At 44.9% G+C, this 15166-nt stretch carries 12 protein-coding genes and 1 pseudogene; 10 read left to right on the top strand and 3 right to left on the bottom strand.

Going from position 1 to position 15166, the window contains the following annotated elements; genetic code table 11:
• Nucleotides 1-42: 42 nt before the first annotated feature.
• The 10 genes from pbpC (at nt 43) to der (ending at nt 12217) form a co-directional block, all read left to right on the top strand.
• A complete protein-coding gene (gene pbpC / locus OO184_RS05865; protein WP_265378372.1) occupies nt 43-2364 on the top strand; it encodes a peptidoglycan glycosyltransferase PbpC in 2322 nt (773 codons plus the stop codon).
• Nucleotides 2365-2582: 218 nt separating this feature from the next.
• Nucleotides 2583-3008 (top strand): nucleoside-diphosphate kinase, encoded by a 426-nt coding sequence (ndk, locus tag OO184_RS05860; protein WP_046397558.1) that lies wholly within the window; start codon nt 2583-2585, stop codon nt 3006-3008.
• 181 nt (nt 3009-3189) lie between these two features.
• Nucleotides 3190-4368 (top strand): dual-specificity RNA methyltransferase RlmN, encoded by a 1179-nt coding sequence (rlmN, locus tag OO184_RS05855; RefSeq protein WP_265378371.1) that lies wholly within the window; start codon nt 3190-3192, stop codon nt 4366-4368.
• Nucleotides 4369-4447: 79 nt separating this feature from the next.
• Nucleotides 4448-4873, top strand: coding sequence for a tetratricopeptide repeat protein (locus OO184_RS05850; protein ID WP_265378370.1), 426 nt, complete (start codon nt 4448-4450; stop codon nt 4871-4873).
• A gap of 120 nt (nt 4874-4993) precedes the next feature.
• Nucleotides 4994-6022, top strand: a complete 1029-nt coding sequence (gene rodZ / locus OO184_RS05845) for a cytoskeleton protein RodZ (protein WP_265378369.1) — start codon at nt 4994-4996, stop codon at nt 6020-6022.
• A 78-nt stretch (nt 6023-6100) separates the two neighbouring features.
• Complete coding sequence (ispG, locus tag OO184_RS05840; protein ID WP_265378368.1) at nt 6101-7222, top strand: flavodoxin-dependent (E)-4-hydroxy-3-methylbut-2-enyl-diphosphate synthase; 1122 nt, start codon at nt 6101-6103, stop codon at nt 7220-7222.
• Nucleotides 7223-7456: 234 nt separating this feature from the next.
• Entirely contained in the window at nt 7457-8734 is a 1278-nt protein-coding gene (hisS, locus tag OO184_RS05835; RefSeq protein ID WP_265378367.1) for a histidine--tRNA ligase, read from the top strand.
• Between the two features lie 11 nt (nt 8735-8745).
• On the top strand, nt 8746-9366 hold the full coding sequence (locus OO184_RS05830; RefSeq protein WP_265378366.1) for a YfgM family protein: 621 nt from the start codon (nt 8746-8748) through the stop codon (nt 9364-9366).
• A 13-nt stretch (nt 9367-9379) separates the two neighbouring features.
• Nucleotides 9380-10552, top strand: coding sequence for an outer membrane protein assembly factor BamB (gene bamB, locus OO184_RS05825; RefSeq protein ID WP_265378365.1), 1173 nt, complete (start codon nt 9380-9382; stop codon nt 10550-10552).
• 183 nt (nt 10553-10735) lie between these two features.
• The gene (gene der / locus OO184_RS05820) at nt 10736-12217 is read left to right on the top strand and encodes a ribosome biogenesis GTPase Der (protein ID WP_265378364.1); all 1482 of its coding nucleotides are present in this window, start codon (nt 10736-10738) and stop codon (nt 12215-12217) included.
• A gap of 30 nt (nt 12218-12247) precedes the next feature.
• On the opposite strand, the gene OO184_RS05815 is transcribed toward der, so the two are convergent.
• The 3 genes and pseudogenes from OO184_RS05815 to hemF form a co-directional block, all read right to left on the bottom strand.
• Nucleotides 12248-12565 carry a protealysin inhibitor emfourin gene (locus OO184_RS05815; RefSeq protein WP_265378363.1) on the bottom strand — a complete coding sequence of 106 codons (318 nt, stop codon included), beginning with the start codon at nt 12563-12565 and terminating at the stop codon, nt 12248-12250.
• A gap of 343 nt (nt 12566-12908) precedes the next feature.
• A pseudogene (prtS, locus tag OO184_RS05810) lies at nt 12909-13991 on the bottom strand (metalloprotease PrtS); the annotation flags it as partial.
• 233 nt (nt 13992-14224) lie between these two features.
• The gene (hemF, locus tag OO184_RS05805; RefSeq protein ID WP_265378362.1) at nt 14225-15133 is read right to left on the bottom strand and encodes an oxygen-dependent coproporphyrinogen oxidase; all 909 of its coding nucleotides are present in this window, start codon (nt 15131-15133) and stop codon (nt 14225-14227) included.
• Nucleotides 15134-15166 lie beyond the last annotated feature (33 nt).

The following is a 15166-nucleotide window of genomic DNA, read 5'->3' as shown; positions in this document are numbered from 1 at the left end:
ATGCTCAGGTGTAAGGGCTGATTTCTCATCAGGTATTCATCAATGAAGAAAACGCATCGCCTTATATGGTTGATTGTGCTGTTGTTGTTTCTGATCCAGGCGGGTTTATGGTTGGCAGATAAAATCTGGCCTTTGCCACTGCGTGAAATCAAGATGGCGCGTATTGTCGTGAGTGAGGATGGTACGCCGCTTTGGCGTTTTGCCGATGATGAAGGCGTTTGGCGTTATCCGGTGGCGTTGGATCAAGTATCGCCGGAATATATTCAAGCTTTGCTGACTTATGAAGATCGTTGGTTTTACCAGCATCCAGGGATTAACCCGATTTCTCTGGTCAGGGCTGCCTGGCAGGATATTCGGGCCGGTAAAATTTTATCCGGCGGCAGTACTCTGTCAATGCAGGTAGCCCGGTTGATTGACCCACATTCACGCACTTTAGGCGGGAAGCTGAAACAGATTTGGCGTACTTTGCAGCTTGAATGGCACTATTCTAAAGATGAAATTCTTGAGATGTATCTAAACCGGGCGCCGTTTGGAGGAACGTTACAAGGTGTCGGCGCGGCGAGTTGGGCATATTTGGCTAAACCACCCTCTGAACTTTCTGCGGGGGAAGCGGCTTTACTGGCTGTTTTGCCACAGGCCCCTAGCCGTTTAAGGCCAGATCGCTATCCTGAGCGGGCACAGGCTGCTCGTGATAAGGTGCTGCAACGGTTGGCGCGTTATAAAATCTGGCCGGAACAGACGGTTGCTGATATTCGGCAAGAAACATTGTGGTTGGCTCCGCGGCAGGTGCCGCAGCTTGCCCCGCTTTTTGCCAGACGAATGGCGAAAGGTATACGTCGGGAGATCATCAAAACAACCCTTGATGTGGGATTACAACGCCAGCTTGAAGATATGGCAGTGAATTGGAAATACCAGTTACCAGAAAAAACTTCGATTGGCGTGTTAGTGGTTGATCACACCGACATGGCGGTGAAAGCTTATATCGGCTCGCTGGATCTGCGGGATGATAGCCGTTTTGGTCATGTTGATATGATAAGTTCATGGCGTTCGCCGGGATCGACCCTGAAACCATTTCTGTATGCAATGGCGCTGGATGATGGGTTGATTCATGGGGAATCACTATTGCAGGATGTGCCTCGCCGCTTTGATTATTATCGCCCGGGAAATTTTGACAGCGGCTTTCATGGGCCAGTCAGCGCCAGTGAAGCGTTGGTTCGTTCACTGAATTTACCCGCTGTGCAGCTGCTTGAAGTTTATGGTGCTAAGCGGTTTACCGCCAATATGCGTAATGTAGGAACTGTATTGCGTTTTCCTCCCGGCAGTGAACCTAACTTATCATTGATTCTTGGCGGCACGGCAACCCGGATGGATCAACTGGTGGCGGCTTACTCGGCGTTTGCTCGTCAGGGTAAGGTTTCCCCCTTGAGATTCACTCCACAGCAGAAATTGCGTGATCGGCGACTTTTTTCCCCCGGCGCTGCATGGATAGTGAGGCGAATTATGGCTGGGGAAGCTCTGCCGCAACCTGATGATGTTTTGTCGGCACAAGTGCCGCTGGCATGGAAAACCGGTACCAGCTATGGTTATCGTGATGCTTGGGCTATCGGTTTAAATGCGCGTTATACCATCGGTGTTTGGGTTGGTCGGCCAGACGGCACGCCAGTTGTTGGGCAGTTTGGCTACGCTACGGCAATTCCCATCATGAATCAGATCAATAACTTGTTACTTGCCAATATGCGAAATGGAGCTAAACGAATCCCGGTTGATCCACGTCCGGCAAGTGTTAGTCAGGCAATTATCTGTTGGCCCGGAGGGCAGAGTTTGCCGAAGGAAGAAAATAATTGCCGTCAGCGGCGTCTGAGCTGGATATTGAATAACACTATTCCGCCTACATTGCCTGCGGTGGGGCAAGAGGCCATTTCAGGCATCAATGAACAGGTGTGGTTGGATAAGAATGGCTTGCGTGTGGCTCCTGATTGTCCCGGCGCTCAGGCTAAAAATATCGCTTTGTGGCCGATTACCCTCGAAGCATGGTTACCAGCACAAGAGCGGCGGGCGCAGCGTCTGCCGCCGATTAATCCTCAATGTCCACCGTTGAAATCAGATGAAGCGCCGTTGTTGATCGTGGGTATTCGCAACGGAGATGTATTGAAACGGCTCCCCGGTTTTAACCACCTTGATTTACGTGTTACTACTCAGGGCGGTAGTGGTGGGCAACAATGGTGGTTTCTGAATGGAGAACAGGTAATGACCACAGAGAAGAATCAGGGATTTGTTCAGACATTGACTCAACCGGGTAAATATCAGCTTAGTGTTTTGGATTTGGGTGGACAGATTGATTCTGTCAATTTTACCTTGAAGTAAACGATTCGGGTAAAAATGTGATTTGTACGAAAAAATGGTAATTTTCGCTAAGAAAAATTTAATGGAATGTTATGTTTTCTGTAGGCAACCGCTATCCATGCCCCTATAATCAACGCCGTTTTTGTCTCCGCTAAGGTTGCGGAATGAGTATTAACCGATTAACTTATCGGGAAAAATTAAAATTATCAGTTGCTGACAGAAGAACCAAGAGGTTATCCATGACGGTTGAACGTACTTTTTCTATTATTAAGCCTAACGCGGTAAAGAAAAATGCCATTGGGGCTATTTATGCTCGTTTTGAAAGCGCCGGGTTTGAAATTATTGCCGCCAAAATGCTTCACCTGACCCGTGAACAGGCTGAGGGCTTCTATGCGGAGCACAAAGGCCGTCCTTTCTTTGATGGTTTGGTGGAATTTATGACTTCTGGTCCGATTATGGTTCAGGTATTGGAAGGCGAGAATGCAGTACAGCGTCACCGCGACCTGATGGGGGCAACTAATCCTGATAATGCATTGGCAGGTACTCTGCGCGCTGATTATGCAGATAGCTTCACTGAAAACGCGGTTCACGGCTCTGATGCGGTTGAATCTGCAAACCGTGAAATTGCCTATTTCTTCACAGAAGATGAAATTTGCCCACGTTAATTGATTTGCGTTACCCGTAGCATCATTGCATTAAAGTTTGTACAATGCGGCGCCCCGTTGTTAATTCAACGGGGCGCTTATTATTTGTCACTATACTAAACTGATAGTGACCCGAATTGAAACTTCGCGTTGAATTCATCAACGCAGAGCCGAAAGTGTCACAACGAGGCGATATAAAAAAATGTCCCAACCAAATACTGCGGCACAGTTTGCTGCTTCTGTCGTGTCTGAAACTCCAGAAAAGAAAGGCGGTAAAATTAACCTGCTTGATCTGAATCGCAAGCAAATGCGCCAGTTTTTCCTTGATATGGGAGAAAAACCATTCCGTGCCGATCAGGTGATGAAGTGGATGTATCACTATTGCTATGATGATTTTGAGCAGATGACGGATATCAATAAAACCCTGCGAGCAAAATTGCAACAAGTTGCAGAGATCCGTGCGCCGGAAGTAGCAGAAGAGCAACGTTCGGCCGATGGGACGATTAAATGGGCGATCACTGTTGGCGATCAGCAGGTTGAAACGGTTTATATCCCGGAAGATGATCGCGCGACTTTGTGTGTCTCTTCTCAAGTGGGTTGTGCACTGGAGTGTAAATTCTGTTCTACTGCTCAGCAAGGGTTTAACCGTAATTTGCGGGTTTCTGAAATTATTGGTCAGGTTTGGCGCGCGGCAAAAATTATTGGTTCACTGAAATCCAGTGGTCGCCGCCCGATTACCAATGTGGTGATGATGGGGATGGGAGAACCTCTTCTTAACCTGAATAACGTGGTGCCGGCTATGGAAATCATGATGGATGATTTTGGTTTTGGTTTATCAAAGCGCCGCGTGACATTATCCACATCCGGTGTGGTGCCGGCACTGGATAAACTTGGCGATATGATCGATGTTGCTTTGGCGATTTCCCTGCATGCGCCGACAGATGATGTGCGGGATGACATTGTTCCTATCAATCGTAAATATAATATCGAGCAGTTCCTTGCCGGTGTACGTCGCTATTTAACTAAATCCAATGCCAATCAGGGACGTGTAACCGTGGAATATGTCATGCTGGATCATATTAATGACAGCGTGGAACAGGCTCATCAATTAGCTGAATGTTTGAAAGATACCCCGAGTAAGATCAATCTGATCCCGTGGAATCCGTTTCCGGGGGCGCCATATGGCCGTAGTTCCAACAGCCGGATTGATCGCTTTGCTAAGGTGTTGATGGAATATGGTTTCACTACTATTGTCCGCAAGACTCGCGGTGATGATATTGATGCCGCATGTGGTCAGCTTGCCGGTGATGTGATTGATCGTACCAAACGTACATTGAAAAAACGTCAGGCCGGTGAACCTATTCAGATAAGGGCAGTCTGAATAGGAATGTTGGTATATCCTGTCATGCAGTAACTGAATTGACTGTTACAATTGCATATCTTTGGTCGGTGGGGATGGAATGATAAGGAAATCGTTATCGGGAATGACGGTTGTTGCCGTGGTGGTTGCTATGTTGTTGGCAGGATGTTCCAATCAACCAATAAAAGGCAATCAACAGAGAACAGTCGCAGCAGAAACCCGGATTCAACTGGGAATGGCTTATTTGGCTAAAGGTAATTTGCCTGCCGCCAGATATCACTTTGATAAGGTTTTACTGGCAAAGCCAGACCATTATCAGGCTCAATTAGGTATGGCGTTGTATGAGCAATATTCTGGTCAGCCGGAAGCTGCCCGTCAACGTTACAAAATGGCGATGCAGTACGCGCCAGGAAATGATACGGTATTGTATCATTACAGCGTTTTTCTCTGTGAGCAGGGGCAGTATGAAGAAGTCAAAACTCTGTTTGCTGGGAGCCATGCTAACAGGCGTGTTTGTTATCAGTGATTTGCCGCTAGTAAAATAGCAAATCTATTTCGCCGCGCAGGCTATTGTGTAATTTAAAGATTATAGCAGGAGCCAGCGCGAAGTTTTTCACAACCTGAACAGAACCGCGTCTTCTTGCTAATGAATACAGAAACGACTCCAGAACAAGCTTATTTAACCGCAGGTCAGCTCCTGCGTCAGGCTCGTGAACAACACGGGCTAACCCAGCAGACTGTAGCTGATCGCTTGTGTTTAAAACTTTCTACTATCCGTGATATTGAAGAGGACAATATTCCAGCCACGATGGTACCGGCTTTCCTGCGTGGTTATGTTCGTTCTTATGCTAAATTGGTGCAAATTCCAGAAGCAGAAATTCTGGCGATTCTGGATAAGCATACCCCGGCAAAAACAGCGAAAGTTTCACCGATGCAGAGTTTTTCATTGGGTAAAAAACGTAAAAAACGCGAAAGTTGGTTGATGTGGATTACGTGGTTGATTATTTTAGTTGTAATTAGTTTGACGGGAGCATGGTGGTGGCAAAACCATATAGCTCAACAGAAAGAATTGATTTCGATGGCTGATCATTCTGCGGCTAAAATTGCCCAGAAAAAAGGTAGTTCAGTGGATTCGTCCACTGAAAGTCACGATCAGGCGGCACAGTTACCGGCTCGCGAGCAGGTAACAAGTGAGCCGCCAGTATCTGTCGCTTTAGCCGAAAATGCCGTGGTGGCGAATAATACGAGCAGTCATCATCAGGAAGTGACTCAATCTGTGGCGTCAACTCAAAATCAAGTGGTGAAAACACCTGAAACTCAATTAGCTGGTAACGGGCCACAAACTCAGACTGCTCCGTTGCCGGCTAATCAAGGGACAGCTCAGGTACCGAGCGTGTCTGAAAATAATTCAACGGCAGTTGCTGACAGTAATAAGCTGATGATGAATTTTAAAGCATCCTGTTGGCTACAAGTTGTTGATGCAAATGGAAAAAAACTATTTAGTGGAACTAAACATAAGGGTGACCATCTGAGCCTCTCTGGCCCATTACCTTATGAGTTAACTATCGGTGCTCCGGCTGTTGTGGATGTACAGTTCCGGGGGCAAGTTGTTGATTTAAGCCGCTTTATTAAAGAGAGTCGTATCGCGCGTCTTAAAGTGCCAGCAGCACAATAAACAATAAAAGGCCTGTTGCAGTAGGGCATAGTTGTAGTTTTATCAGTAAGCACATGGAAGTATGGGAGAAATACCAATATGCATAATGAATCGCCGATAAAAAGACGCAAATCTACGCGTATTTATGTAGGCAATGTGCCTGTCGGGGATGGTGCGCCTATTGCGGTGCAGTCAATGACAAACACACGTACTACAGATGTGGAAGCGACTGTTAAACAAATTAAATCGCTTGAGCGTGTTGGCGTTGATATTGTTCGCGTATCAATACCAACAATGGACGCCGCAGAAGCATTTAAGTTGATTAAGCAGCAAGCGAGTGTTCCTTTGGTCGCAGATATCCATTTTGATTACCGTATTGCGCTTAAGGTTGCAGAGTATGGTGTCGATTGTCTGCGTATTAACCCTGGTAATATCGGTAGTGAAGCGCGTATCCGTGAGGTTGTGGCTTCTGCCCGTGATAAAAATATCCCAATCCGCATTGGTGTAAATGGCGGATCATTAGAAAAGGATCTTCAGGAAAAATACGGTGAGCCTACCCCAGAAGCGCTGGTGGAATCGGCTATGCGTCATGTAGATATTCTTGATAGACTTAATTTTGACCAGTTTAAAATCAGTGTAAAAGCGTCGGATGTGTTTCTGGCGGTTGGTGCCTATCGCTTGTTAGCTCAGAAAATTGATCAGCCATTGCATCTTGGTATTACCGAGGCGGGCGGCGCCCGTGCAGGTTCTGTAAAATCAGCCATTGGCTTAGGTATCCTCCTGTCAGAAGGTATCGGTGATACCTTGCGTATTTCTCTGGCTGCTGATCCTGTCGAAGAAGTTAAAGTGGGTTTCGACATTCTGAAAGCATTACGTATTCGTTCCCGTGGTATAAACTTTATCGCTTGTCCAACCTGTTCCCGTCAGGAATTTGATGTTATTGGCACAGTTAATGCCTTGGAACAGCGCTTAGAAGATTTGCTCACACCGATGGATGTTTCTATTATTGGTTGTGTGGTTAACGGGCCCGGTGAAGCGGAGGTTTCTACTTTAGGTGTCACCGGCGCCAGAACAAAGAGTGGTTTTTATGAAGATGGCGTACGGCAGAAAGAGCGTCTCGATAATGCTGATATGATCGATCAGCTTGAGGCGAAGATCCGTGCTAAAGCATCAATGTTGGATGAAAATAAGCGCATTGGCATAAGTCAACTGGACAAATAATGTACCTGATACTGGCTCATCATAACGATGAGCCAGCGTTGTTTTGTTTGTTAATTGAAGCTCATCGGTATTCGCTTCGATTTCAAGATGCATCGCGACGGCAAGGGAGCGAAGCCCCGGGAGCATAGGTAACTATGTGACCGGGGTGAGTGAGTGCAGCCAACAAAGAGGCAACTTGAAAGATAACGGGTATATAATCAACATCATTTTTGAATCATTAACTAGAGATAAAACGTGGCAAAAAATATCCAAGCTATTCGAGGCATGAATGACTACTTGCCGGCAGATACGGTTATCTGGCAGCGTATCGAAACTATTTTGAAACGGGTACTGGCGGGTTATGGTTATAGTGAGATCCGTACACCGATTGTAGAGCAGACCCCGTTATTTAAACGAGCTATTGGGGAAGTCACTGATGTGGTTGAAAAGGAGATGTATACCTTTGATGATCGCAATGGTGAAAGTGTGACCCTACGCCCTGAAAATACCGCAGGTTGTGTGCGTGCCGGTATTGAACATGGTCTGCTGTACAATCAGGAACAGCGCGTGTGGTATTTAGGGCCAATGTTCCGTTATGAACGTCCACAAAAAGGCCGTTACCGCCAATTTTATCAGTTAGGTGCTGAAGTTTTTGGTCTTCAAGGACCTGATATTGATGCCGAACTTATTTTATTGACCGCCCGCTGGTGGCGTGAGCTTGGTATTTTTGAGCATGTAACGCTTGAACTGAACTCTATTGGTTCGTTGGCGGCACGCGCTAATTACCGTGAGGCGTTAGTGGCTTTTCTTGAGCAGCACAAAGATAAGCTGGATGAAGATTGCAAACGCCGTATGTACAGCAATCCATTGCGTGTTCTGGATTCAAAAAATCCTGAAGTTCAGCAACTTCTTAATGATGCGCCGGAACTGGTTGATTATCTTGATGCCGAATCAAAGGAACATTTTGATAGCCTGTGTGCGCTTCTTGATGGGGTGGGTATCAAGTATCGGATTAATCAGCGTTTAGTTCGTGGTCTGGATTATTATAACCGCACGGTATTTGAATGGGTAACGACGGCACTTGGGGCGCAAGGGACGGTTTGTGCCGGTGGTCGGTACGATGGGCTGGTTGAGCAAATGGGGGGCCGGCCAACGCCTGCTGTGGGTTTTGCTATGGGAATGGAACGTCTGATTTTGCTGGTGCAGGAAATCAATCCAGTATTTGCTGCGGAGCGGTCAGTTGCAGATGTTTATCTCGCTTCTTTTGGTGAAGGTAGTCAGCAAGCAGCATTGATTTTGGCTGAACAGGTACGTGATACGTTGCCCCAATTGCGTTTAATGATGAACCACGGCGGAGGGAACTTTAAGAAGCAACTGGGGCGTGCGGATAAACAAGGCGCCAAAATTGCATTGATTCTCGGTGAGGATGAAGTTCGTTCTGGTCAGGTAGCCATTAAAGATTTACGTACAGGTGAACAACAAACGTTGCCGCAAAGTGAAATTTCTGTTCGTTTGGCTGAACTGTTAGGTTAAGGAGAGACTCTGTGGAAGTCTATACCAATGAAAACGAACAAGTAGACGCGATCCGTCGCTTTTTTGCCAATAATGGTAAGGCCTTGGTTTTTGGGCTGGTATTGGGTGCCGGGGCGCTGATTGGCTGGCGTTACTGGCAATCTCATCAGACAAATCAGTTGCAGGAAAGCGCAGAAGCTTTTGAACGGGTAGATCAAGGATTAGTTGCCAGTACAAAAGAGGGTCATGCTGCTGCTGAAAAATTTGCCAGTGAAACTAATAACAGTTATGGCGTGATGGCGCATATGCATTTGGCTCAACTTGCTGTTGAAAAGAATGAGTTAACTAAAGCAGATCAATTTTTATCTGCGGCTGCCGGTCAGGCAAAGAATGAGGATTTGCAGGCTCTGGTGAATATTCGCTTAGCCAGGGTTCAATTGGCGGAAGATAAAGCGGATGCTGCGCTGAAAACATTGGAACAGGTCAAAGGTTCCGGTTGGGTTGCCGTCGCAGAGGATATCCGCGGTGATGCACTGTTGAAAAAAGGTGATATTACCGGCGCCCGTGCAGCGTATACCAAAGGCTTGAGTTCAGATTCACCGCAGGTGATCAAATCGATGTTAAATCTTAAATTGAATAACTTATCCAGCTAAGGGGATTCTTTCAATGCAACTGCGTAAAACACTCTTGGTTGGTTTGGTGGCTTCCGTTCTGCTAGCCGGTTGTTCAAGTGAGCAAGACACGGTAACGATGTCGCCATTGCCACAGGTCGAAAATCAATTTAATCCAAGCGAGGTTTGGGATAAATCTGTAGGTGATGGTGTAGGCCGTTATTATTCTCACTTGACGCCAACCTGGCAGGGCTCCGCTGTTTATGTTGCTGATCGTCATGGCATCGTTAAGGCGTTGGACATTGATAGCGGTAAAGAGATATGGTCGGTGAATCTGGCTGAAAAAGCAGGTTTCCTCTCTTCTCGTATACCTGCATTGCTCTCTGGTGGTCTGACCGTTGCTGGGGATCATCTCTATGTAGGTACTGAACGTGCCAAAGTTATTGCATTGAATACCAAAGACGGCCAGGTTGCCTGGCAATCTGACGTTGCCGGTGAAGCGTTGTCGCGTCCTGTGGTGAGTGATGGTTTGGTACTGATTCATACCAGTAATGGGATGTTGCAGGCATTAAGTGAGTCAGAGGGTAAAGTGCAGTGGTCCGTTAATTTGGATACGCCATCATTATCATTGCGTGGCGAATCGGCTCCTGCTGTAGCTTACGGCGCTGCCGTCGTCGGTGGGGATAATGGCCGCGTCAACGCCGTTTTGATTTCTCAGGGGCAGTTGATTTGGCAACAACGTATTTCTCAGGTAACCAGTTCTACAGAAATTGGTCGTCTTAATGATGTTGATACGACACCGGTTATTTCTGAGGGCGTGATATATGCAATAGCTTATAACGGTAATCTGGTGGCGCTTGATATGCGTTCAGGTCAGATCCTCTGGAAGCGCGATTTGGGTTCAGTGAATGAGATGGTTGTTTCTGGTGATAATATCTATATTGTTGACCAAAACGATCGAGTTATGGGGCTGCGTCAAAGTGATGGCGTCACTTTGTGGACTCAGACAAAATTGCAACACCGTAATTTGACCGCGCCTGAAATGTATAACGGCTATCTGGTTGTCGGTGACAGTGAAGGTTATCTGCACTGGCTGAATATGGATGATGGCAAGTTCGTTGCCCAGCATAAAGTCGATAGTTCCGGTTTAATGAGCCGTCCGGTTGTTGCTAGTGATAAACTGATGGTACAGGCGAAAGATGGTACGGTTTATCTGTTTACCCGTTGAGTATTGCTTACTGCCTGTTTATCGGAATATAGAGTAAAGCGTTAATTATAGTATTAGTTATAGTATAGTCCCACGGCTCCTGGAGAGAACAGGAGCCGTTTCGTCTTTTTAGTGTTCTGTTGTGATTAACGCTGTATGAACAGTGGAACGCTAATTTCAAATTAAGTCATGAGGCATCAACAAATGATACCTGTCGTCGCTCTGGTAGGGCGCCCCAATGTGGGTAAGTCCACATTATTTAACCGTTTAACCCGTACAAGAGATGCGCTGGTAGCGGATTTTCCAGGTCTGACTCGCGACCGCAAATATGGTCGAGCTGAGGTTGAAGGGCAGGAGTTTATCATCATTGATACCGGTGGTATTGATGGCGCCGAAGAAGGTGTAGAAACCCATATGGCAGCTCAATCTTTGATGGCGATTGAAGAGGCCGATATTGTTCTGTTTATGGTAGATGCTCGTGCTGGATTGATGCCAGCAGATCACGCGATAGCAAAACATCTACGTAGCCGTGAAAGAGCCACTTTTCTGGTTGCAAATAAAACCGACGGCGTTGATATTGATACCGCTGTTGCTGAATTTTATTCCCTCGGATTGGGGGATATCTACTCTATCGCTGCTTCTCATGGTCGTGGAGTCACCCAACTTATTGAACGAGTACTGTTACCTTTTTCTGGTAAAGGCGAAGAAGAAGAGGTTGAGCTGACTGAGGAAGAAGCCAATGCAGCTTATTGGGCAGAGCAGGAACAGAATAAAATTGAGATGGTAGAAGAAGAAGAGGATTTTGATCCATCAACTTTGCCATTGAAATTAGCCATTGTCGGTAAACCAAATGTGGGTAAGTCTACGTTGACTAACCGTATCTTGGGTGAAGAGAGGGTTGTGGTTTACGACATGCCTGGCACGACCCGCGACAGTATTTATATTCCAATGGAGCGCAATGGCCGTGAATATATCCTTATTGATACCGCAGGGGTACGTAAGCGCGGTAAAATCACTGAAACGGTTGAAAAATTTTCAGTTATCAAAACCCTTCAAGCGATTGAAGATGCTAACGTTGTATTGCTGGTGATCGATGCGCGAGAAGGCATTTCCGATCAAGATTTGTCGTTATTGGGTTTTATTCTTAATAGCGGGCGCTCATTGGTCATTGCGGTCAATAAGTGGGATGGCATGTCGCAAGAAGATAAAGAGCGTGTGAAAGAGATGCTGGATTATCGTCTTGGTTTTGTTGACTTTGCCAGAGTTCATTTTATCTCTGCTCTGCATGGTAGTGGGGTGGGGAATCTGTTTGACTCGATTCTTGAGGCTTATGATTGCGCTACTCGCCGTGTCAATACTTCACTGCTAACCCGTATCATGCATATGGCCGAAGAAGATCATCAACCGCCGATGATCCGTGGTCGCAGGGTGAAAATGAAATATGCTCATGCTGGTGGTTATAATCCGCCAATCGTTGTGATCCACGGTAATCAGGTAACCGATTTGCCTGATTCTTATAAGCGTTACCTGATGAACTATTTCCGTCGATCTCTGAAAGTGATGGGGACGCCGATTCGGATTCAGTTTAAAGAAGGGGCAAATCCTTATGCCGATAAACGTAATACGTTGACGCCAAATCAAATGCGTAAGCGTAAGCGTCTGATGGCACATCTGAAAAAGCGTTAATACTAAATTATAAGAAAAAAAGGGTGGCGATTAACCACCCTTGTTATTGTCATTCCATACCTGAGTAATGATTTCTGGTGCATCAGGTTCTGGAAGAGTGAAGTGGTATTCTTCATTTCCATTGGTAATACTGAGCAGATAATAATGTTGATCAGGATTTGGTGATGGTGGCATAGAATCAGAAAAATCTTGTTCTATGGCTTGAAGAAATAATTGCTGTTGGTGCGGAGACAATGATTTTAAATTCACTGTTTTATCTTGGTTAAGGCTAGGTATGGTGGCAAATCCTCCTTGTAGAGAAATTGTGATTTTACTATCAGTTGTGAGTTTAAGAGTTTTATTATTCATGATATACCAAATTTTTACGGTTATTTTTCAGGTCTCTCTAGTATAGCGTGAAATTCGGCGTTAACAATTTTGGCATCTTCTATTAGATGTATTTTTTACAAGCCAGGTATTACAAATAATAAAATATCGCTGGCGTTAAACCAGCGATATATTTATAGATTAATCTTCAGTTTTGTCCTTATTCGCCGCCTTTTTCTTCCTTATCGCCGCCTTTATCTCCCTTATCGCCGCCTTTATCTTCCTTATCGCCGCCTTTATCTCCCTTATCGCCGCCTTTATCTCCCTTATCGCCGCCTTTATCTCCCTTATCGCCGCCTTTATCGCCCTTGTCGCCGCCTTTATCATCCTTGTCACCGCCCTTATCGTCTTTATCTTCCTTCACTTTAACGCCCACTTCTTTCCAGCTATCAATTGTGGCTTTTTCAACATCCTCATCAAATAATTCACGAGCATGTTTAACTGTTAATTTAGCGAAGGATAAGAAGTTAGCATCGCGTGCAAGATCTTTATCCAACAATGTGTTGTACCATATTTTTCCTGCTCTCTCCCAGGCATATCCACCTAATTTTATCGCCAGATTATAGAAGGCTTTATTAGGAATACCTGAGTTAATATGAACCCCGCCATTGTCTCTATAAATCGGCAGCTCTTTAAAATCATCCATATGACCAGGCTGTGGATCTTTACCGAGAACTTCATCATCATATGCGCTGCCGGGTTTTTTCAGTGAACGAATCCCTACGCCTTTAACGTCTTTGCCCAGTAGCTCGCTTCCCATAATCCAATCTGCTTCATCAGCTTTTTGTTTCAGATAATGTTGTTTTACTAATGAGCCAAAAACATCCGCTATTGATTCATTTAATGCTCCAGACTGAAAGAAATAGACCAGATCCGCTGTTTTCTCAATAACACCATGAGATAATTCATGGCCGATAACATCGACAGAGGTTGTGAAATCATTGAAGGTTTTGCCATCTCCGTCGCCAAATACCATTTGTCCGTTGCCCCAGAATGCATTCATATATTCTTCGCCATAATGCACAGTGGCAATCAATTTCATTCCTTTATCATCTAATGAGTTGCGATTGAAAACTTCTTTATAGAAATTGTAAGTTGCTTCTAAATATCTATATGCGTTATCAACTGATTTATCTCCGTTATCTGGATCTCCTTCATCTCGTACTAATTTTCCTGGCAACTTGCGTTTATTTTCTGCATCGTGAATAGAACGATGTATAGTTGTATTGGTAACTTTATCGTCATCGCCGGAATCATCGGAAGATTCTCTAATAACATTGTCCAACATTAAACTCTGAGTGTGATTTAATGTCATTAATACTTTCTTCTTTTCATTGTCATTATTATAAATATTTTGAAGAATGTACGGCGGTATTACGCCTCTGTAGTTATTGTTTTGTATTTGCATAAAATATCTCCTGGAATAAATTTTTAGTTATTAATTAGAGGTACTCTTTAGGTACGGATTCATATTAAACACGTTTCCAGCAGATAGTCATCAGGTCCAACCTGATTCTTTTATGTTAAGGGTTTGTTAATAAATTGTTAAGTTTTTTTATGTGAGGGATTCTTGCATTGGCTGTAATAAAAATATAAATAGTTAGGAATAGTTTTTTATAATATTCCTAACATGATAAAAAATCATATCCAGTTTTTTACTGGTAGAAAGTCGATATATAAAGCGGCTTCCGCAGAGCCAGGTTCAGGGTGATAATCATATTCCCAGCGTACTAATGGTGGCATGGACATTAAGATAGATTCTGTTCGTCCCCCACTTTGTAATCCAAATAGGGTTCCTCTGTCCCAAACGAGGTTAAATTCTACATAACGACCACGGCGATATAATTGGAATTGCCGTTCACGTTCACCCCATAATATCTCCTTCCTTTTTTCCACAATAGGTAGATAGGCAGAAAGGAAACCTGTACCTATATCTTGAGTAAGATTAAAACAATGTTTAAAGTCAGGCGTATTTAAGTCGTCATAGAATAAGCCGCCAATTCCGCGGGCTTCGTTACGATGTTTAATATAGAAATAATTATCACACCATTTTTTATATTTTGGATAAACATCTTCTCCATAAGGACGACATATATTTCTGGCGGTGGTGTGCCAATGAATAGCATCTTCCTTAAAACCATAATAAGGCGTTAAATCAAAACCCCCGCCGAACCACCATACTGGCGCTTCACCTTCTTTTTCTGCAATAAAGAACCGAACGTTAGCATGACTGGTTGGTATATAGGGATTCAACGGATGAATAACCAGAGAGACGCCCATTGCCTGATAATGACGTCCGGCCAATTCAGGACGGTGAGCTGTTGCTGATAAGGGAAGCATGTCTCCTGATACATGAGAAAAATTAGCGCCTGCTTGCTCGAATATCGTGCCTTCTTTCATAATTCGGCTACGGCCTCCGCCGCCTTCTTTTCGTTGCCAGCACTGCTCAGTAAACTTCGCTTTGCCATCTGTCTGTTCCAGTTGTTGGCAAATTTCATCCTGTAATGAAAGGAAAAAAGACTTAATCTGATTAATGTTTGGTGTATTCATGATTCTTTTCCCATTATGGTATGGTGAACGTTA

The organism is Photorhabdus aballayi (assembly GCF_026153155.1).
GTDB lineage: Bacteria > Pseudomonadota > Gammaproteobacteria > Enterobacterales > Enterobacteriaceae > Photorhabdus > Photorhabdus luminescens.
The sequence above is the reverse complement of the archived record's forward strand: the minus strand, read 5'-3'. Positions and strand labels throughout refer to the sequence as shown.

Excerpts from the sequence above, each read along its gene's own strand:
- OO184_RS05850 (WP_265378370.1), top strand. The coding sequence starts at position 4,448 with ATGATAAGGAAATCGTTATCGGGAATGACGGTTGTTGCCGTGGTGGTT.
- der (WP_265378364.1), top strand. The coding sequence starts at position 10,736 with ATGATACCTGTCGTCGCTCTGGTAGGGCGCCCCAATGTGGGTAAGTCC.
- rodZ (WP_265378369.1), top strand. The coding sequence starts at position 4,994 with ATGAATACAGAAACGACTCCAGAACAAGCTTATTTAACCGCAGGTCAG.
- pbpC (WP_265378372.1), top strand. The coding sequence starts at position 43 with ATGAAGAAAACGCATCGCCTTATATGGTTGATTGTGCTGTTGTTGTTT.
- bamB (WP_265378365.1), top strand. The coding sequence starts at position 9,380 with ATGCAACTGCGTAAAACACTCTTGGTTGGTTTGGTGGCTTCCGTTCTG.
- ispG (WP_265378368.1), top strand. The coding sequence starts at position 6,101 with ATGCATAATGAATCGCCGATAAAAAGACGCAAATCTACGCGTATTTAT.
- ndk (WP_046397558.1), top strand. The coding sequence starts at position 2,583 with ATGACGGTTGAACGTACTTTTTCTATTATTAAGCCTAACGCGGTAAAG.
- OO184_RS05815 (WP_265378363.1), bottom strand. The coding sequence starts at position 12,565 with ATGAATAATAAAACTCTTAAACTCACAACTGATAGTAAAATCACAATT.
- rlmN (WP_265378371.1), top strand. The coding sequence starts at position 3,190 with ATGTCCCAACCAAATACTGCGGCACAGTTTGCTGCTTCTGTCGTGTCT.
- hemF (WP_265378362.1), bottom strand. The coding sequence starts at position 15,133 with ATGAATACACCAAACATTAATCAGATTAAGTCTTTTTTCCTTTCATTA.